The organism is Thermostichus sp. MS-CIW-25, assembly GCF_054060015.1.
This window is the reverse complement of sequence record NZ_JBSSCS010000003.1, coordinates 125,597-145,116: the sequence shown is the minus strand read 5'-3', so window position 1 is coordinate 145,116 and position 19,520 is coordinate 125,597. Positions and strand designations below refer to the sequence as shown.

At 57.1% G+C, this 19,520-nt stretch carries 17 protein-coding genes and 1 pseudogene; 10 read left to right on the top strand and 8 right to left on the bottom strand.

The genetic code is table 11. The features are described from left to right. The 8 genes and pseudogenes from ACVWZ1_RS02390 to ACVWZ1_RS02355 all read left to right on the top strand — a co-directional run. Nucleotides 1–118: pseudogene (locus tag ACVWZ1_RS02390) on the top strand (IS200/IS605 family transposase); the annotation flags it as partial. 114 nt (nt 119–232) lie between these two features. Next, nucleotides 233–1,528 (top strand): adenylosuccinate lyase, encoded by a 1,296-nt coding sequence (gene purB, locus ACVWZ1_RS02385; protein ID WP_457502427.1) that lies wholly within the window; start codon nt 233–235, stop codon nt 1,526–1,528. 9 nt (nt 1,529–1,537) lie between these two features. After that, nucleotides 1,538–2,518 (top strand): aspartate carbamoyltransferase catalytic subunit, encoded by a 981-nt coding sequence (locus ACVWZ1_RS02380; protein ID WP_414421697.1) that lies wholly within the window; start codon nt 1,538–1,540, stop codon nt 2,516–2,518. 507 nt (nt 2,519–3,025) lie between these two features. After that, nucleotides 3,026–4,087: a phosphate ABC transporter substrate-binding protein PstS gene (pstS, locus tag ACVWZ1_RS02375; protein ID WP_457502426.1), complete on the top strand. Its 1,062-nt coding sequence runs from the start codon at nt 3,026–3,028 to the stop codon at nt 4,085–4,087. Nucleotides 4,088–4,235: 148 nt separating this feature from the next. Beyond that, entirely contained in the window at nt 4,236–5,219 is a 984-nt protein-coding gene (gene pstC / locus ACVWZ1_RS02370; protein ID WP_457482289.1) for a phosphate ABC transporter permease subunit PstC, read from the top strand. Between the two features lie 38 nt (nt 5,220–5,257). Beyond that, a complete protein-coding gene (gene pstA, locus ACVWZ1_RS02365) occupies nt 5,258–6,151 on the top strand; it encodes a phosphate ABC transporter permease PstA (RefSeq protein ID WP_457502425.1) in 894 nt (297 codons plus the stop codon). 70 nt (nt 6,152–6,221) lie between these two features. Continuing rightward, nucleotides 6,222–7,019 (top strand): phosphate ABC transporter ATP-binding protein PstB, encoded by a 798-nt coding sequence (gene pstB, locus ACVWZ1_RS02360; RefSeq protein WP_457502424.1) that lies wholly within the window; start codon nt 6,222–6,224, stop codon nt 7,017–7,019. A 112-nt stretch (nt 7,020–7,131) separates the two neighbouring features. Then, nucleotides 7,132–8,499 (top strand): FAD-binding oxidoreductase, encoded by a 1,368-nt coding sequence (locus tag ACVWZ1_RS02355; RefSeq protein WP_457502423.1) that lies wholly within the window; start codon nt 7,132–7,134, stop codon nt 8,497–8,499. Nucleotides 8,500–8,657: 158 nt separating this feature from the next. Here the strand turns inward: ACVWZ1_RS02355 and ACVWZ1_RS02350 are convergent, their stop codons facing one another. The 3 genes from ACVWZ1_RS02350 to ACVWZ1_RS02340 all read right to left on the bottom strand — a co-directional run bounded on the left by ACVWZ1_RS02350 (nt 8,658) and on the right by ACVWZ1_RS02340 (nt 11,719). After that, entirely contained in the window at nt 8,658–9,092 is a 435-nt protein-coding gene (locus ACVWZ1_RS02350; protein WP_457502422.1) for a DUF29 domain-containing protein, read from the bottom strand. A gap of 355 nt (nt 9,093–9,447) precedes the next feature. Next, a complete protein-coding gene (locus ACVWZ1_RS02345) occupies nt 9,448–10,512 on the bottom strand; it encodes a permease (protein ID WP_457502421.1) in 1,065 nt (354 codons plus the stop codon). A gap of 70 nt (nt 10,513–10,582) precedes the next feature. Continuing rightward, complete coding sequence (locus ACVWZ1_RS02340) at nt 10,583–11,719, bottom strand: citrate synthase (RefSeq protein WP_011433503.1); 1,137 nt, start codon at nt 11,717–11,719, stop codon at nt 10,583–10,585. Nucleotides 11,720–12,033: 314 nt separating this feature from the next. Here ACVWZ1_RS02340 and ACVWZ1_RS02335 point away from each other — a divergent pair, with 314 nt between their 5' ends. After that, on the top strand, nt 12,034–12,489 hold the full coding sequence (locus tag ACVWZ1_RS02335) for a hypothetical protein (protein ID WP_457502420.1): 456 nt from the start codon (nt 12,034–12,036) through the stop codon (nt 12,487–12,489). Nucleotides 12,490–13,142: 653 nt separating this feature from the next. On the opposite strand, the gene sppA is transcribed toward ACVWZ1_RS02335, so the two are convergent. From sppA to ACVWZ1_RS02310, 5 genes are all read right to left on the bottom strand, one after another. Further along, the gene (gene sppA, locus ACVWZ1_RS02330; RefSeq protein ID WP_414355892.1) at nt 13,143–13,955 is read right to left on the bottom strand and encodes a signal peptide peptidase SppA; all 813 of its coding nucleotides are present in this window, start codon (nt 13,953–13,955) and stop codon (nt 13,143–13,145) included. A 74-nt stretch (nt 13,956–14,029) separates the two neighbouring features. Continuing rightward, nucleotides 14,030–14,734: a 3-oxoacyl-ACP reductase FabG gene (fabG, locus tag ACVWZ1_RS02325; protein ID WP_414373529.1), complete on the bottom strand. Its 705-nt coding sequence runs from the start codon at nt 14,732–14,734 to the stop codon at nt 14,030–14,032. Nucleotides 14,735–14,839: 105 nt separating this feature from the next. After that, nucleotides 14,840–15,688, bottom strand: coding sequence for a 16S rRNA (adenine(1518)-N(6)/adenine(1519)-N(6))-dimethyltransferase RsmA (rsmA, locus tag ACVWZ1_RS02320; protein ID WP_457466217.1), 849 nt, complete (start codon nt 15,686–15,688; stop codon nt 14,840–14,842). A gap of 75 nt (nt 15,689–15,763) precedes the next feature. Continuing rightward, on the bottom strand, nt 15,764–17,509 hold the full coding sequence (locus ACVWZ1_RS02315) for a sensor histidine kinase (RefSeq protein ID WP_457466219.1): 1,746 nt from the start codon (nt 17,507–17,509) through the stop codon (nt 15,764–15,766). A 44-nt stretch (nt 17,510–17,553) separates the two neighbouring features. Further along, entirely contained in the window at nt 17,554–18,687 is a 1,134-nt protein-coding gene (locus ACVWZ1_RS02310; protein WP_457402205.1) for a PIN domain-containing protein, read from the bottom strand. Between the two features lie 513 nt (nt 18,688–19,200). On the opposite strand from ACVWZ1_RS02310, the gene ACVWZ1_RS02305 reads away from it, so the two are divergent. Further along, nucleotides 19,201–19,443 carry a NifU family protein gene (locus tag ACVWZ1_RS02305; RefSeq protein WP_011432622.1) on the top strand — a complete coding sequence of 81 codons (243 nt, stop codon included), beginning with the start codon at nt 19,201–19,203 and terminating at the stop codon, nt 19,441–19,443. The last annotated feature ends 77 nt before the right edge of the window (nt 19,444–19,520 follow it).

Sequence of the window (19,520 nt, the reverse complement as noted above, 5' to 3'; positions counted from 1 at the left end):
GAATGAATCTTATTTCATCGCTTCATGTGGTGGGGTGACAGTCTCGGCATTGAGCCAGTACATTGAAAGCCAAGGTACTCCCGCCTCTCATCCCGACCCAAGCGCTCCGCGCCGCTAGCGCGTTCGCTTCAGCGGGACGTAGTCCATACGTCCTACGGACAAAGGGCGGGGCTTCTCGGCGGTTTAGCTAAAATAGCCTAGCTCATCCTACTGTACCGACGGAAAAGGCACCTTGATCGAGCGCTACACTCTGCCCGAAATGGGCCAGATTTGGTCCACTGCCCACAAGCTCCAGACCTGGCTGCAGGTGGAGCTGGCTGTCTGTGAAGCGCAAGCGGAGCTGGGGCGGATCCCGCAAGAAGCCCTGCAGGAGATCAGAGCCAAAGCCGCCTTTGACCCGGCGCGGGTTTTGGAAATTGAGGCGGAAGTGAAGCACGATGTTATTGCCTTCTTAACCAACCTCAACGAGCACGTGGGCGAGGCAGGGCGCTACATCCACCTGGGCCTGACCAGCTCGGATGTGTTGGATACGGCCCTGGCCCTGCAGCTTGTGGCCTCGGTGGAGATCTTGCAAGCCCGCCTGGCCGACCTCATCGCTGCTATCCGCGACCAAGCTCGGCAGCACCGCTACACCCTCATGATCGGCCGCACCCACGGTGTTCACGCCGAGCCGATTACCTTTGGCTTTAAGCTGGCAGGGTGGCTGGCCGAGTGCCTGCGCCACCAAGAGCGCCTAGCTCGCCTGCGGGAAGTGGTGGCGGTGGGCAAGATCTCTGGCGCCGTGGGCACTTACGCCAATGTGCCGCCCCAGGTGGAGCGGTTGGCCTGCGCTCGCTTGGGGCTGAAACCGGATACTGCCTCGACCCAGGTCATTTCCCGGGATCGCCACGCTGAATACGTGCAAACCTTGGCTTTGATTGGCTCTTCCCTAGAGCGCTTTGCTACTGAAATCCGCCACCTGCAGCGAACAGAGGTACTGGAGGCTGAGGAGTACTTTGCCCCCGGCCAAAAGGGATCCTCTGCCATGCCCCACAAGCGCAACCCCATCAAGGCGGAACAACTGACGGGGCTGGCCCGTCTCCTGCGCGGGTATGCCGTCTCGGCCCTAGAAAACATTCCCCTTTGGCATGAGCGGGACATCTCCCACAGCTCGGTGGAGCGGGTTATCCTGCCCGATGCCTCCATTCTCTGCCACTACCTGCTGGTGAACATGGCCGACCTGGTGGGCCAGCTGCAGGTTCACGCTCGCAACATGGAGCGCAACCTCAACATCTATGGCGGCGTCATCTTCAGCCAGCAGGTGCTGCTGGCTTTGGTGGAGAAGGGCCTTAGCCGCGAGGAAGCTTACTGCCTGGTGCAGGAAAATGCTCATCGCGCCTGGAACCAGCCGCAGGGGGACTTTCGCGCCAATCTGCTGGCGGATCCCCGGGTGATGGCCCACCTGAGCGAGGCGGAACTGCAGGCTTGTTTTGATCCGCGGCGCCACCTAACCCATTTGGACGAGATCTTTGCCCGCCTGGGCATTTGAGGATCCCCTATGGTTTGGCAGCGGCAGCACGTCTTGGGCTTGGCGGATTTTACTCCCGAAGAATACCAGATGGTTTTGCAGACCAGCGCCAGTTTCCAGGAGGTGTTGACGCGGCGGTTGCCCAAGGTGCCCACCTTGCAGGGGAAGGTGGTGGTGACGCTGTTCTTCGAGCCTTCCACCCGCACCCGTACCAGTTTTGAGCTGGCGGCCAAGCGCCTTTCGGCAGATGTGCTCAACTTTTCCCCAGGCACCTCTTCCTTGAGCAAAGGGGAGACGCTCTTGGATACGGCCCGCACCTTTCTGGCCATGGGATCCGATCTCTTGATCGTTCGCCATGCCCAGGCAGGAGTGCCCCAACAATTAGCTGCCGAGATCGACCGCCGCGGATCCCCTGTGGGCGTTCTCAATGCCGGGGATGGACTGCACGAACATCCCACTCAAGGCCTGCTGGATTTGTTTACCCTCTGCAGCCATCTGGATCCCCGGCGTCCCCGCCTGGAGTTGCTGCAAGGGATCAAAATCGCCATTGTCGGCGATATTCTCCACTCGCGAGTGGCCCGCTCCGATATCTATGCCTTGGTGGCTGCCGGAGCTGAGGTTCACTTAGCCGGCCCTCCCACCCTGTTGCCCAAGGATTTTGCCCAGTTTGTGCCCGGCCATACGCTCCCTGTCCATTGGCAGCTAGAGCCTGCCCTCGAAGGGGCGCGTTTTGTTATCACCCTACGCCTGCAGCAGGAGCGCATGAGCGAGTTCCTTCTCCCCAGCTTGCAGGAGTACCATCACTTCTTCGGCCTCACGCGGCAACGACTGCGCCTGTGTCACCCGGATGTCAAGCTTCTGCACCCCGGCCCGGTCAATCGCGGTGTGGAACTCAGCTCCGAGGTGATGGAGGATCCCGGCTTGAACCTGATTGAGCAGCAGGTCACCCACGGCGTGGCGGTGCGCATGGCCCTGCTGTACCTCATGGGGGGCGGGCGGATCCCAGCTTAGAGCCCAGATCTTTCTCTGCTCGGGGAACATGTAGAGCTGCCCCACGTCTGGAGTGTTGAAGTCCATCTCCTAGCTAATTCTCTCTGTCAAAAGTCGGAAGAAGCTCTGGCCAGAGCTTTTCCCGCCCTGCTGAAATCATGTCCAAGCTTGCCAAGACAGGAGCAATCTATTTGTCTTAAATTTTACACATCTTGGATCTGGATCGAGTTTTTTTGCAGCCGTCTAAGCTTAGCTCTTATTCAAGTTGTGTCCGTTTGATTGGTTGTCAAATGAGATAGAAGTTCAGCAGCTAGACCTTTTCGCGGATCCTGGGCTCCAGGATCCTGATTTTGCTGAAATCCAAACTGGCCAAAACCACCAGATGGAAAATCAAGGTTTGGAAACGAGCCAGCACACTCAAAAATATCGATTTTTCTCTTGACTTAACCTAAGGTTAACCTTTAGATATCCTTCTGTTAACTTTGAGGTTATAGGGTTGAAAATGTTGATTCGCCACAGATATCACCTATGCGAACCCTGCTTTCTGCTTTCTCCCTCACCGCTCTAACAGTAGGATTTCTAACAGCGACCTCGGCTCAAGCCCAAACCGTGCAAATCTCCGGGGCGGGCGCGACCTTTGCGGCTCCTTTGCTGCAACGTTGGTTTGACGCCTACAACCGCACCGTAGACCCCACTGTGCAAGTCAGCTATCAGTCTGTCGGTAGTGGTGCTGGCCTAGAGCAGGTGATCAATGGCACTGTGGACTTCGGCGCTTCCGAGGCGCCTTTCTCCGGTGCTCGCCTGGAAAGCTTCCGAGCTAAATACCGCTATGAGCCCCTACAGTTGCCTCTGGCGGGAGGGGCCATCGAGTTTGCCTATAACCTGCCCGGCATTAAAGACGGAGAGCTCATCCTGAAGCGGAAAACCTACTGCGGCATCGTGACCGGCGAGATCACTCGCTGGGACGACATTCGCATCAAGGCCGAGAACCCAGGTATAGCAAACAAGCTGCCACCCCTGGACATCACCTGGGTACACCGCTCTGATGGTTCTGGGACTACCTTTGTGTTCACCAACCACATCAGAACTGTCTGCCCTAATTGGACAGCCGGTGCTGGTACTTCTGTCGAGTGGCCTGTTGGCATTGGAGCCCAAGGGAATGAGGGCGTAGCCGCCACCATCAAGCAGGAGCCAGGGGCAATTGGCTACGTGAACCAGTCCTATGCCAAGCTGGAAAAGATGGCCACTGCTCGCTTGGAAAACAAAGCGGGCAACATTGTTGAGTTCTCGACTAAGGCAGCTACCTCGGCGCTTGATGCTCCCATTCCTGATGACTTTGCGCTGTTGGTGCCCGACCCTGAAGGGCCAAATGACTACCCAATCGTGGGCTTGTTCTGGGTGATGCTGTACCGCGAGTATCCCGATCAGCAGAAGCTGACCAAGCTGGTGGAGGCTCTGAAGTGGACCCAGGGGCCAGAGGGTCAAGCCATCACCAAGGAGCTGGACTACATCCCTATGCCTGAGGCGGCTATCCAGCGGATCTTTGCAGAGCTGGATGCCATCACCGTTAACCCCAATGCGGTGCGATGACTGGGTTGCAGCCTGAACTCCACTAGAGTGGAGCTGGTGGCCGGCTGAGGAGGCAGATGAGGCTTTCTCGGTCGGCTGGTGGGCTTACCTTGCACGGTGGGATTTTTAGGAAAGATTTTGAACCGAAGATGATCATGGGAGAGAGGCTATGACTTCAGCGGCTACGGGTTATGGTTCACCACCAAACCCGGATATCGATGTTGACATTGAGAAAAAGGCGAGCCTGTCTCGGGCTGTTGATGTGGGCTTTGTCCGCCTGACGCTGGCCTTGGCAGGGTTTGCCGGCATTATCCTCATCTGGGTGATTCTTCAAACCACCGAAGCGGCTCTGCCGGCGATTCAGCAGTTTGGCTTGGGCTTCCTGGTTACTGCCCGCTGGAACCCGGTGGAAAACATCTACGGGGTGCTACCACAGATTTATGGCAGTTTGGTAACCTCTCTGGTGGCTTTGATTTTTGCCATCCCTCTGGGCATTGGCACTGCCATTTTTTTGACGGAAGGTTTTGCCCCCAAGTGGGTAACGGCGCCGATTGGCTTTGCCATTGAGCTGATCGTGGCCATTCCCAGTGTGGTGCTGGGGCTGTGGGGGATCTTTGTGCTGATTCCAGCAGTGCGGCCCATCTTTCGAGCCATTAACCAGACGCTGGGTTGGATCCCTTTCTTGAGTGGCCCGGCTCCGCGGGGGCCCAGCTTGTTGATAGTGGCTATGGTGCTGGGGATCATGATCTCTCCCATCATCATCTCCATTACCCGCAGTACCTTTGAATCTCTGCCACGCAGCCTAAAAGAGGGGGCTTTGGCTCTGGGGGCAACCCGCTGGGAGACCATCTTAACGGTGATGATCCCTGCCGGCCTGTCGGGTATCGTCAGCTCGATCATGCTGGCGCTGGGGCGGGCCCTGGGAGAGACCATGGTGGCGGCCATGCTTTCCGGCAACGCCAACCGCATCAATATCTCCCTAATGCAGCCGGGATCCACCATTACCGCCTTGATTGCTTCTCAGTTTGGGGAGGCAGGACGCTTGCAGGTTTCGGCTCTCATGTATGCCGGCGTGGTGCTGATGGTGCTGACGTTATTGGTCAACATCGTTGCCGAGATCATTATTCGCAAGTTTCAAAACCTGGAGCAGTAACTTCAGAAGCAGAAAGAAGATGAAGGAGCACCGTTATCATGTCCGACTCAGCACAGCTTGCCCCTGAGAAGGTTGACATCGACATTACCCGTGCCGCCATTGCCCCTGTCCGCAATTACACAGGCATTGTCCTAACCCTGCTGAGTGGCCTCTTTGTGGCGGTGATCATAGCTTCCCTATCTTGGGTGCTGTGGGATGTGGGCAAGGAAGGCATCCAGCGGATAAATTGGGATGTCCTCACCCAGACCCGCTACCCTGCCCCTGGCCTGGCGGAAGGGGGCTTTGGTCACGCAATTGTCGGCAGTTTAATGGTGCTGGCTACGGGGGCGGCTTTGAGCTTTCCCTTCGGCATCTTGGCGGCAGTGTACTTGTCCGAATTCGGTCGCGGCACCCGCTTGGCTTATCTGGTTAAGTTTTCCTGCAATGTGCTCACGGGGGTACCGGCCATTCTCTGCGGCCTGTTTGCCTATGCTGTGGTGGTGAGGGGATCCGGCTTTTCGGCTTTCTCGGGAGGGGTGGCTTTTGGCGTGCTGATGCTGCCGATTGTCATCCGCTCCACCGAGGAGGCGTTGCTGCTGGTTTCGCCCGACATGCGCTTGGCTTCCCTTGGCCTGGGCTCAAATCGCTTTCAGACCACAATGCGCGTTGTTTTGCCGGCAGCGGCACCGGCCATCGTAACCGGGCTAATCCTGGCTTTGGCCCGAGCGGCAGGCGAGGCTGCACCTCTGCTCTTTACCGCCTTCAACAACAATTTCTGGTCTACTAATCTATTTGGCCCGGTGGCTACCTTGCCGGTGATGGTCTACTTTTTCTCCATCATTCCCTACAGGGTGCAGCAGCAGCTGGCTTGGGCGGGCGCTTTGGTTTTGTTAGCCATTGTTTTGGCGGCCAGCTTGACCGCTCGCTTTTTGTTGTACAAGACCAGGAAATAGCCTGAGGATTCTCAACAAAGTCTTGAATCGAACTCTTCGTCGAACTCTAGCTCTTTTTGTGAGTGCTGCCATGCAAACTCAATCTCTTAACCAGACCTCTTACGTTTTCAGGACCGAGAACCTGAATGTCTACTATGGCTCCAATCTGGCGGTAAAAAATGTTACTCTGGACATCCCAGCCCGACAGATTACTGCGTTTATCGGCCCTTCCGGCTGTGGCAAAAGCACGATCCTACGTTGCTTCAACCGCACCAACGATTTGATCCCCGGTGCTCGTGTAGAGGGCAAGCTCACCTACCACGGCAAGGATCTCTACGCCAAAGAAGTCGATCCGGTGGCGGTGCGGCGGCGTATCGGCATGGTCTTCCAAAAACCCAATCCCTTCCCCAAAAGCATTTACGACAACGTGGCCTACGGCCCGCGGGTGCTGGGGATGAAGGTAGACTTGGACGAGGTGGTGGAAACCTCGCTGAGGCGGGCTGCCCTTTGGGATGAAGTCAAAGACAAGTTGAAAGAAAATGGTCAGTCGCTGTCGGGAGGGCAGCAGCAGCGCCTGTGTATTGCCCGGGCTCTAGCGGTACAGCCGGATGTGATTTTGATGGATGAGCCCTGTTCGGCGTTGGATCCCATTTCCACCCGCCGCATTGAGGAGCTGATGAAGGAGCTGGAGGAGGAATATACCATCATCATCGTCACCCACAACATGCAGCAGGCCGGCCGCGTCTCGGATATGACGGCTTTCTTCAGCGTGGAGCTGGTGGGATCCAACCGTGTGGGCGAGCTGATTGAATTTGACAGAACTGAAGTCATCTTCAACAGCCCCACCAAGCAAGCCACAAGAGATTATGTGGAGGGCCGCTTCGGCTAATCGACCTGGCCGGACAGGGATCCTTCCCATACTGTTCTCGGCAAACCCTTTTGCAGGCAATTTCTGCCGATGATGGAGTCTGAAGAACCGTTGCACCCAAATACGGATACCTATGATCGTTGCCGCTCCTGACAAGCTGCAGGCTTTGCGTTCTGACTTAGAGGGTATTGAGATCATCACTGATCCGGCTCAGGTGGCCAAGTTGTCGTTGGATTTTTACCACTACAGCCCCGTGCTGAGCCGACAACTGAGCGACAAGCGGGGAGATGTGGTGGTGCGCCCCGCCGATGAGGCCGAGGTGATGCGGGTGGCAGCGGCCTGTGCCAGGCTGCGGATCCCGGTTACGGTGCGCGGTGCCGGTACCGGTAATTACGGCCAATGTATCCCGCTGGCCGGGGGTGTGATCCTGGACATGGGCAAGCTCAACCAGGTGCTTTGGGCAAAGCCGGGCTTGGCGCGGGTGCAGGCGGGGGCCAAGTTGATAGCCATCGACAAACACACCCGGGAGATGGGCTGGGAGATCCGCATGGCTCCTTCCACCTATCGCACGGCCACCATCGGGGGGTTCATTGCCGGCGGCAGTGGTGGCATTGGTTCTGTGACTTACGGCCAACTGCGGGATCGCGGCAACATCTTGGGTTTGCGGGTGGTCACCCTGGAGGAAGAGCCGCGGGTGCTGGAGCTGCGGGGAGACGAGGTGTTCCAAGTGAGCCATGCCTGGGGCCTGAATGGGATCATCACCGAGGTGGAGATCCCGCTGGCGCCTGCTTATCCTTGGGCGGAGCTGGTGGTGGCCTTTCCCCCTGAAGTGGGCTTTATGCCCTGTGCCCATTTTGGCCAAGCCCTGGGAGATGCCGATGGGATCCTCAAGAAATTGGTCAGCCTGCACGCTTGGCCGATCCCCAGCTACTTTGCACCGCTGCGGGGTCATTTGCCAGAAGGATCCGCTGTGGCCCTGTTGATGGTGGCCGAATGCAGCCTGGAGCCGCTGTTGGAGCTTGTCCGGGAACATGGGGGCCAAGTGGTTTACAACAAAACGGCCCAGGAGGCCAGCAAGGGGATCTCGCTGGGGGAATTTTCTTGGAACCACACCACTTTGCACTGCCGCAGCGTGGATCCCAGCCTGACTTATTTACAATCGGCTTTTCCCGCCGATCGGGAGCTGAGGCTGGTGCAGCACATGTACGAGTATTTTGGCGACGAAGTGCTGATGCACCTGGAGTGGATTCGCATCAACGGGCAAGCTACCCCCGTCGGCCTGCAAATTGTCCGCTTTACCACCGAAGAGCGTCTAAACGAGATCATGCGCTACCACGAAGAGCAGGGAGTATTTATTGCCAACCCCCACACTTTCATCATCGAAGACGGCGGGCGCAAAGTGATGGATCCCCGCCAGATTCGTTTTAAAGAAGAAGTGGATCCCTATGGCCTGCTCAATCCGGGCAAGATGCGCACCTGGCAGAAGCAAGCCTCTGCTTGAGGAATAGCAACAGTAGCACAGCAATTGGCCTTGGTCTATCTGTATTGCCCATGTTTAATCCCTGATGGATTGTCTGGGCAGGACAACACCAGTCCAAAGCTCTACAGTCAGTACTGTGGGAATGCTGTCCACCGTTAAATGCTTTGTGGTGTGGACTGTCAAACTTCCGGCAGCCAGTCCTCTGCAAGCACCAACTCTGGAGAGTAGGGACAGACATCTGGAAATGTCGAGATTTCTATACCCGTTTGCCTGGCTGCTTGGCGGCGCGCCCGTTGATAACTCTCTTCAAGTTGCTCTACCAGATAACCTTTTAGGCTAGGGCTATCTTCTATGGCCAATCCGATTTGGGTTCGCGCATCTGTAATGGAATCTAGCCAGCTATCTGAACGGCGCTGAGGTTGATATTGCCACTTGAGTAGATGCAGCAGAAGGCGAGTTAATTGACTGGTAATCCCTCGTCGTTCGCTCTTACCCAAATTCTCAACCTCTTCAATTAAGTGTGTTAGGTCAATTTCATGCCAGCGCCTTTCCCGCAATAGTCGGGTTGTTCGGTCAATCCACAAGTTAAAGTCTGCCGAGTATAGATTGCTCACAGCTTTGTCCTGCTGAAAAATAGGGTCGCGATAATCATCAAATCCAGACTACGTCCTTCTTGAGTTTACTACAATAAAACCTGTAGCACCTGAGTTCTCAACCGTCTGGGAGCAGAGTCCTCTGGTGATAAACCTTATCCAGGCAACTCTTTCTATAGTCATTTCGATTTAAAGCAGGACACTGCACCCACACTTAAAGTGCACCGAGCCGGAAGGCTTTTCAAGGACTCCGTCCCGCTGGCGCGATCAGGAGCCCAGGCATCTTACCCTAAACTGAAGCAACTATATTTGACGAATATTTGACGGAGAGTGGATGGAGAGGTTGTCCCTGTGGAGAAAGGTTCAAACAAACGCTTTAACTGCCATAGTAGTTGATGGCTAAAGCTCCCACCAGAGTAAGCTGAAAGACCAAGATCACGAAGTAGAAAATGGCGCGGGGCTTGAACAGAGTGAGCATCAAGCCTATGGCTTTCAAGTCTACTATCGGCCCAAACACCATAAAAGCCAACAGGGATCCCGGCGTGAAGGTGGCGGCAAAGGAGAGGGCGAAAAAGGCATCCACCGTCGAGCAGATGGAGATGATCCCGGCCAGGGCCATCATGATCAGGATTGAGAGCAATGCATCTTGGCCATAATCCAGCACAAACGAACGCGGGATCACCGTTTGAATCAGGGCGGCCATCGCCGAGCCCAAGATGAGCACGGATCCCAATTCACGGATCTCCCTGGCCCAGGTCTGCAGCAGGAGAAGTCCTTTTTGTCGCCTGGAGGGAGAAGGTGCAGCGGCCAGAGCAGAGCGATATACGTCTTCAGCCGTTTGTATCGTGGCCAGGGATCGGCCAGAGGCCCCTTGAGCATGGCTCTGGGATCCAATCCAGAAGGTGCCCCCCTGCAACAACGGCGAGCGGGAGATGTTCTTCGGATCAGCTTCTTGGGAGCAATTGCGCTGCAGCTCCCGCCAGACTGACGGCTGCAACAGAGGCTGGAAATCCTTTTGCAGGCTGAAGATCAAGCCGACGACCACCGCAATGCCGAAGGAAAAGAGAACTCGGTAGATCACCAGCTCCGGCATGGAGCGAAAGGCAATCCAAGTGGAAAAGATCACCACCGGGTTAAACACCGGCGCCGCCAATAAAAAAGCCACCGCCACGTGGGGTGGGATCCCTTTGATCACCAGTTGACGGGCCACCGGCAGGTTGCCGCACTCGCACACCGGGAAAAAGAATCCTAAAGCGCCACCGGCCACCGCGCTGCCGATTTTGCCTTTGGGCAGGAAACGGGCCAACTGGGATCCCTCCACAAACACCGCCAGCAGCCCCGACAGAAACACCCCTAGCAGCAAAAATGGCATTGCCTGCACCACAAGGCTCAGAAACAGGGTGAACCCGTCTCGCCAAAGGGGAGAGTCTAAAAGGCTCAACACACCGCCTCACGCACAACTTGGGCCTTACTGAGTTTGGATCCCGGCCCAGCGCCCTGTCAAACGGCTCTCAACCCCGCTCTTCTATAGGGATGTAGCGTTGCTGGCGTTCACCTGTGTACACCTGGGTGGGTCGGAAAAGCCGATTATCGGACAACTGCTCCCGCCAATGGGCCAGCCAACCCGCCGCTCGGGCAATGGCAAACACCGGTGTAAACAAATCTTCTGGGATCCCCAGCTTGGCGTAGACCAACCCTGAGTAGAAGTCCACATTCGGGTAGATCCCCTTCGGCCCCAGCAACTCCTCGCACACCCGTTCCACTTCCAGGGCGATGTCGTAGTACTTGTCGTGGCCGTAGCGCTCAAATAGCTCTTCGGCCAGCCGCTGCAGGATGGTGGCCCGCGGATCCTTCACCTTGTAGACTCGGTGCCCCATGCCCATGATGCGCTGTTTTTTGGCCAGCTTCTCCTCGATAAACGAGCGTACATTTTCCACCGAGCCGATTTGCCGCAGCAGCATCATCACCTGTTGGTTGGCCCCCCCGTGCAACAGCCCCGAAAGGGTACCCACCGCCGTGGCCAGGCTGCTGTAGGGGTTAGCCAGCGTGGAAGCGCTCACCAGAAGGGCAAACGTAGAGGCATTGACCGTGTGCTCGGCGTGCAGGATCAGGCAGATGTCAAAAATGCGGGCCAACCAGGGATCCGGCTTCTTGCCCGAGAGCATGTATAGGAAATTGGCAGCATGATCCAGGTTGTCGTCCGGGGGAATGGGATCGTTGCCCTGTCGCATCTGGTGGAACATGGCCACCATGGTCGGCAGCTTTGAGAGCAACCGGGTGACGGTGCCGAACACATAGTCGGGATCCATCTCCCGCAGCGGGTAAAACAGCCCCAAGCCCGCCACACAGGTTTGCAGAGCATCCATCGGGTGGCCCGACTCCGGAAACGACTTGATCATGTCGCGGATGCGGTATTTCACCCGTCGATGACTGCGGATCGCCTGGTCAAAATTGTCCAGCTCCGACTGGGTCGGCAGCTTGCCAAAGATCAGCAGGTAGGCCGTCTCCAGAAAGGTACTGTGGGCGGTTAATTCCTCGATGGGGATGCCCCGATATTCCAGGATCCCCGCCTGGCCATCGACAAAACTAATGTTGGAGCGTGTGGCCGGAACGCCTTCCAACCCAGGTCTGTATTCGCCATCCGCCATAGTCGGATTCCTAAAGTGCTTCCTAAATGATGAATCAAGGGTTGCCAAAGGTGCCTGGAACCCAACCCCTTGCTCCCCTCGGGCAGTACTGACCCCGCTTCGCTACAGTAAAGCAAATTTTGGATCCCTGTAGCCAAATGCTGCCCCTATCATCCTTCACAGAGAGCTAGGCTGGGATCTGCCTTCTATCTTGCAACAGCTCCCGCTGCCCGACGCAAAAATTGTTGCTATGGTGAGAACTGCGCCCGGCTTGAGGGATCTTGGCGCCTGCCGGAGCCGTGAAAGTTCGCTCCCCCGCTTGGAGATCGGCACCGATGTCGGATACTGCTCAAACTCACCTTGGCTCCAGCCCAGTGCAAGGACTGGAGTACGTGGTGCTGGGAGTGGCCACTTGCTTCCAGCAGGATCAGGAAGGTCGCCTGGTAGAGGTTTTGGTGGCCGAGCCGGTGCCTGCTGCCGATTTGGACTGCCTAGCCCAAGAACGCCGCAGGACTTCCTATGTTCTCCTCTACGCCACAACCTACGCCGAGATCGTGAACAACGGGATCCCAACTTTGCCTGCCGATGTTTTCCCGCCAGGGGTGTTGTTGGGAGAAGACTTCGTGGAACGGGTGCAGGCAGCGGCCCGCACCTATCGCAGCAAGCCCCAGTTTCGCCATATCCCCCTGCACCAAACCTGCACTCCAGAGCGGGGGGTGTTTAAGCTCAATCACAGCGTTGAGCCCCGACGGATCCTCAACGCGGTTGTGGAGCATGACTCTAGTCAATAATAAGCTCAACTATACTGAAAACAATGTATAATATGTTCAGTACGGATTACTACCAGTTGATCTTTCTGTTTACTTTCGAGTCTGCCAACATGGTAGCCAAAGCAAAGCAGAAAATTGGTAGTAAGACGACACGGAAACTGCGCTTTGGGTATTCTACTCAAAGCTTTGCGGGATACCGCCATTCTGTTTGGAAACAAACAGAATGCTATCGCTGCATAGTTGAACAGTGATGTTCAGCAGTGTTCAGCGTAAATGTATCAGGTGAAGGATGCCGACAACATCAAACAGCACCCCCACACCCATCAACGGCTCTGACTCGCTGGGCTGTACGGTTGACATACTCCCCTGCCCAAAGGCAGGAGATTCTGGTTCCTGGTTCTGCGACAGCACTTACCGTATCGGGTTGCCCCTCTACGGCAGCGGTGCTCGTCTCCCCAGGCGTTTCCCCAAGCGCTACGCGCGTGCTGGCATCCAGGGCGGTTCCCTTTTGCCCAAAGGTACCGTTGCAAAGAACAACTACAAAGCCTATTGAGGCTGTATCCAGTCGTGAGACTGTTGGGTTTTTAAAGCGGTTGACTACCCTGCCGCTGCGGGTAGCACAGCACAAAGCCGCCCTAGTCGCGTCAGCGGGCCGTAGGCCCTAGGGCGGGGCTTTAGACCCAGTTTTTTTGGTAAAGCCACAGGGGCAAGCCCGAGGTGCTCACTTCAAACTGCAGACGGGCCAAGGCTTCTGCTGCCGGCAAAAACCGAGACCAACCTCTGCGCCGCGGGAGCAGGTCGTAGAACTTCGCATCCGTCGGCAAACCCGCCAGCTCTGCCGCCCAAAGGCGGGCATCTTCTTCTGTGCCCAAGCGATCCACCACACCCAAGTGGAGGGCCTGCTCTCCGCTGAAAATGCGACCATCGGCAAAAGTTTTGACCACATTCAAACTTAACTTGCGGGCAGCGGCAACCGTCTGCACAAACTGGCCGTAGGTAATGTCGATCAATTCTTGCAGGATGTTTCGCTCTTCCGGGGTTAGCTCGCGATCAAACGAGAGAATATCTTTGTAGGGGCCAGACTTAATCACCTTAAATGAAATCCCCACCTTATCCAGGAGGCGTTCGATATTATTGCCTCGAATGATCACGCCAATGCTACCGGTGATCGTTCCTGGGTTGGCGACAATTTTTTCGGCTCCCATGGCAATATAAACCCCCCCAGAGGCGGCAATGTTGCCAAAGCTGGCGACAATACGGGTGCCCTTTTTCTCCCGCAAACGCAAGAGGGCATTGTAGATTTCTTGGGAGTCGGCCACCGTCCCGCCTGGACTGTCGATGCGCAGCACCACAGCAGGGATCTGGTTTTCTTCCACCTCTTTCAGGGCCTTGAGAACCCGCTCGCGAGTTTTGCCATCAATGGCCCCTGCCACCTCAATGCGACCGATTTGCCGGCGCAAACCACCCAAGAATAATCGCTTCAGCATGGAAAAGAACTGGATAGGGATAAGTGCATATTCTGTATCATGAATGGCGGCTCATGGCTTGGTCAACCAGTTGCCTAGACGTTGCCATACACCGGGATCACTGCCCCTCGCAGATCCCGCGCTGCTTCTGAGACCAAAAAGGCGATCACCTGCCCGATGGACTCTGGCTTGACCCACAGCTTGGCTCGCTCGGATCCCATGGCAGCTCGGTTGGCCGGCGTGTCGATGATGCTGGGCAGGATGACGTTGGCCGTGATGTCGGTGCCTTGGGTTTCGGCGGCAATGGTGCGGGTCAGGGCCACCACCCCCGCTTTGGAAGCGCAGTAGGCGGCCAATTGCGGGCCCGGCTCCACCGCTCCTCGGGATCCCACCGTTACAATCCTCCCATAGCCCTGTTGCCACATTCTGCGCAGGCTGTGCTTGCAGGTCAGGAATGTGGTGGTGAGGTTGAGGTCGAAGTCGCGATACCAGTCCGCCAAGCTGTACTCGTGGGTGGGGCCCATGGCAAAGCCCCCCACCAGGTGGATCAGCCCATCCACGCGGGGTAGGTCGGCAATGACGCGGGCAACCGCCGCCTCATCTGTTAAATCCACTTGCACAAAGCGAACCCGATCCAGAGCATTGGCCGGCAGGCGCTCCCGCAAAATGGCAAGATCTTTCTCTTGGCGATAGGTCAAGGTCAGCTCTGCGCCGCTGGCCAGCACCACGGGAACCACCCCCAAACCCAGCCCGCCTGTGCCGCCGGTCAAGAGGATTTGCTTGCCTTGGTTGCTTTGCATGGATGCACCTGCATTGGCGAAGGGGATCCAAAACAAATTGGGAGGGGAGTGCAAAAAAACTCAGAGGATTTTGAGATCCATCCAACTGAGCTTCCCTCTCTTACCCTACCCTGGTTCCTGCTCCTCTTGAGGAACAACAGCCCTTTTGGGCGCTTTCTCCAGCAACAGATCGCTCAAGGCCAGCCAGTGGGGCAGATCCAGCTCTTCGGCGCGGGCATCGGGGTTGAGGCGGAGCTGAGCCAAAGCTGCTGCGACCACCTCTCGCTCCACCAAGCTTCCCAGGGCATTGACGAGCTTCTTGCGACGGGTGGAGAACCCCTGCCGGAGGAGTTGGTGAAACCAGCGGGGATCCCGGGCGGGGGTGGGGGCGGGGCGGGGGGTGAGGCGAATCACGGCAGATTCCACCTTGGGGGCTGGCTTGAAAGCGGTTGGGGGCACCCTGCAGATCAGCTCGCAATCGGCCAAATACTGCGTCCGCAGGCTCAGAGCACCATAGGCTTTGCTGCCGGGGCCGGCCTGCAAGCGCTCGGCCAGCTCTTTTTGCACCAGAAGGACAATGCGCTCGAACTGCCGAACCGGCTGGGCCGGGGATCCGAGCACCTTTTCCAAAATGGGGCCGGTCAGGTTGTAGGGGATATTGGCCACCAGCAGGCGGGGTTGAGGAGGCAGCGGCAGGCGGAGAAAATCTCCCTCCAGCAGGTGAAAACGGGGTTGGCCGGCGAACCGTTTTTGCAGCAGTCGGCACAGATCCCGGTCGATCTCCACCGCCACCACCTGGACACCCTGGGCCAGCAATCGCCGCGTCAGTTGGCCGGTGCCGGGGCCGATCTCCAGCACCCAAGTGGGATCCGCGTCTCCCTCTAGATCATTCAACTGGGCAGCCCGCACAATCGCCTCGTGAACAGCGGGATCCTTGAGCCAATGCTGACCAAACCGTTTACGAGGATAGGGCATGGGGGAATGTTCGCGCAGTGCTGCGCCGCAACCGAGAGATACCCAGAGCGGTTGAAGGAGAAATGGCCGGGTGGGTCATCGCTGGACTGAGTTGGGAACAGAAATCAAGGTGGGATCCGCATCCTCAGGTCTATCTCGGGCGGGTTGAGCAGGGAGCGCCTCTGGGTTCGGATCCCCGCTCAGGAGCGGCTTGCGGTAGAGGGGCACCGTAAAGGTGACGGTGGATCCCAGCCCTTCGCCCAAGCTGTAGAAATTGATCTCCCCTCCCATCGCCTCCACCAGGCGTTGGCTGATGGCCAGGCCCAAGCCGGTTCCTCCATATTGGCGGGTGGTGGAACCATCCACCTGCGTGAAAGCCTGAAACAGCTTCTGCTGCTTTTCCAGCGATACCCCGATCCCTGTGTCGATGACGCGGATGCGGGCCAAACCCGGGTTGCCGGGCAGGATATCCGCTCGCACGGTTACCGAGCCCTTGGGGGTAAACTTGATGGCATTCCCCACCAAATTGAGCATCACCTGCAACAGACGCTGATAATCTCCCAAGAGCAAAATCTGATCTGCAGTGTTGGGCAAGTGAAAGCTCAGTTGTAAGCCCTTCTGGCTGGCCTGCAGGCTAGTCTTGGCCTCCACATCCTTAAACAAGGCTCGCAGGTCGCAGGGCTGGAACTCCAACTGCATTTTGCCCGCCTCGATCTTGGCAATATCCAGCACATCGTTGATTAGGGCCAGCAGGTGCAGGGCAGAGCGATAGGCCTCTTGCAAAAAGTCCAGCTCCTCTTCGCGGTTTTCGGCCATCCCGTCCAGCACCAGCTTGATAAAGCCGATGATCCCGTTGAGAGGGGTGCGCAGCTCGTGGGAGGTGTTGGCCAAGAATTGGCTTTTGAGCTGGTTGGCCGATTCTGCTTGGGCACGGGCCTGCTCCAGCTCCTTATTTTTCTGACGCAGAGTTTGGTTGGCTAACTGCAAGCGGGTTGCCAGTTGGCGACTTTGATCCAGCAAAATGGCGTGGGCAATGGCTGCGCCCAGGTAGGTGGCAATGCTCTGGAGTACCTGAATGTGGCTTGGCTGCCAAACAGGAACCCTGTTCGGATCCAGCATTTCCAGCCAGAGCAGGCTGTTGGCGTAGCCCTGGTAAGACATGGCAATGGCCAGATGTCGCCCCGCCTCCACCGGTTCTTCCTGTCTGAGGGCCTGCAACAAATGGGGGTAATCTGCCAGCTTCAGGGTCTGGTGGAGCAGGGAGGGATCCCCAGGATGGCGGCGGTACTCGGCATTGACCGTGAGGGAGTCTTGCCCCACCTCGTAGAGGGCCATCAGGCAGCGATCTACCTCAAACAGTTGCCCCAACTGCTCCACGGTCTGCTGGCACAGTTGCCGGATATCCAGGGAATGCCGGATGTTGCGCACCAACTGCGTCGTGATCCCCTGTACCGGGTCGGCCAGGACAGGATGGGGCTGGCTGTTGGGGCTGCTGGCTCCTCCGGCCAGCGCAAAAGGCGTGGCCCCCAGCAACTTGCCCACTGCCGCAACCGCCACCACCTCCCCTTCCATGTCCCGTACAGGGTTGAGAGAAAGATGCAGATGCAACTTGTAGCGGGGCGAGAGCACCTGACATTCGTAGGAGAGGGGATCCCCGCTTGCAAAGACCTGGTTGAGCTTGGCTTCGTACTCTCCAGCGTTGGCCACCTCCCAGATTTGCTGTCCGCTCACGATGTGCTGAGGGTGGATGCCATATTTCTCGGCATCTTCCCAGTAAAAACTCCAGAAGCGCCTCTGGCGATCCTGCGTGTAGAACATCGGAGTGGGTCGGAGGGCGCCCATTTGGGATGAAGCCACCATTGCGCTAGGGGAACGTAGGCCAAAACTCAGGTTTTTCCAGAGGAAGCCGGGCTGGCCGGATCAGAGGCCGGGCGGGTTAGTGGGGCAGAGTCCTTGTTGAGGCGGGCGAAGATCATGCGGCCTGCTGAGGTTTGAATGGCGCTGGTCACAACCACAGAGCGGGTTTTGCCCACAGAGCGCTGCCCTTCTTCCACCACCACCATGGTGCCGTCTTCCAAGTAGCCCACCCCTTGACCTGGCTCTTTTCCTTCGCGGGTGATCTTGATATCAAAGCTATCGCCGGCAACATAGATGGGCCGCAGCGCCTCGGCCAACTCATTCACATTCAGCACCTTGACCCCCTGCAGAGCCGCCACCTTCTTCAGGTTGTAATCGGTGGTAAGCAGCGTTCCCCCCACGGTTTGGGTGAGGCGCACCAGCTTTTCATCGACAGTGGTCAGATCTGGATAGTTGGCTTCGTGAATAACGAAACGATCGGGGTAGGCCTCTCGCAAAGACTGCAGGGTATCCAAGCCTTTGCGGCCCCGCTCTCGTTTTTGGGCATCGGCTTTGTCGGCGATGGTCTGCAATTCCGTCAGCACAAAGCGAGGAACCACCAGGGTTCCTTCCAAAAAACCTGTCTCGATCAACTGAGCCACTCGGCCATCGATGATGGAGCTGGTGTCCAAAACCTTGGCCGTGGCAGCCACCACATTGCCCTCCGCCCAGAGGGCTGCCTGCAAAGCATAGTTGGGGTTAAACAGCCGCAGCAGCGAGGGGCCGTGGGTATCGGCCAGGCTGACCCCCAGATAGGCAAAGGCCAAGCTGAAAAAGACCGAAGCCAGCGGCTCGAGGAACCTGTTGAGTTGGGGAGGCAAGGGCAGCAAGTACACAGGAGCCATGGCCAGATTGGCGATCACCAAGCCGATCACCAACCCCACCGAGCGGCTGATCAACACGTCCGGCGGCAGGGAGCGCACATTGGCCTCGAAGCGACGGTAGCTCCAGCGCACCAGGGATCCCAAAGCCAGTCCTGCCAGCACGCCAAAGCCGCTGGTGACGACACGGGCTCCTTCCACATTGGCCCCCTGAATGGCGGCAGGAGGGAGCAAATCCAGGCCGTAAAACCCGAGACCAGCTCCCGCCAACATGAAGATCATGACCAGTAAAGCGTCTAGCATAAGAAAAAAGACGGCCCTGCTGAGTGGGTGATGCTGCTGGGAATAGGCAAATCTGCTTCCTACTCATTCTAGTCGTCTGGTGTTGGAGGGATCCGGACAACCAAGCCAGCCCTCCCCCAGAAGGATTCAGACTATGCTGAAATCATAGCGATCCCTTGCCAGCTTGAGGGATCTGTGGAGCATGCCTCTAACCCCCAAAACCCTGAACTTTGCTGAATTTACTGAGCTTTAGGCGGTTTGGCAAAAGTCATTGAGAGGGATATAGTAGACCAAGTTTCCCCCTGATCCTTGAGTCCACCGCAACGGTTGCCGGGAAGTGAAGGGGGAAAGCGCTCGGGGGGTATTCCTCAGGGCTTTGCGGGATACCGCCTTCCTGCTTGGACTCCGTCCCGCTGACGCGAACAGAGATAGGCAGGATGCGATCGCTTCTTTCCTGAACCATGTTCAGGAGAGTTCAGCGTGAATGTATCAGAAACCGCTACAATCCAAATCTCAACGAGGCTAAAAGCAACCATGGCACAAGCACTGGAACTCAATACCGAGAACGTCGAGAAAGTCCTGAACGAGCTGCGTCCTTACTTGATGGCCGATGGGGGCAATGTGGAATTGGTGGAAATCGATGGCCCGGTGGTCAAGCTGCGCCTGCAAGGGGCCTGTGGAGCCTGCCCCAGCTCAACCATGACTTTGAAGATGGGCATTGAGCGCAAGTTGCGGGAAAGCATCCCCGACATTTTAGAAGTGGAGCAGGTATTCTGAGGGGCCCTGTAGGTTTTTGTGAGATTCCTTTAGGGTTCTTTATCATGTGTTGGATTATGTGCCTTGATAAATAGCCT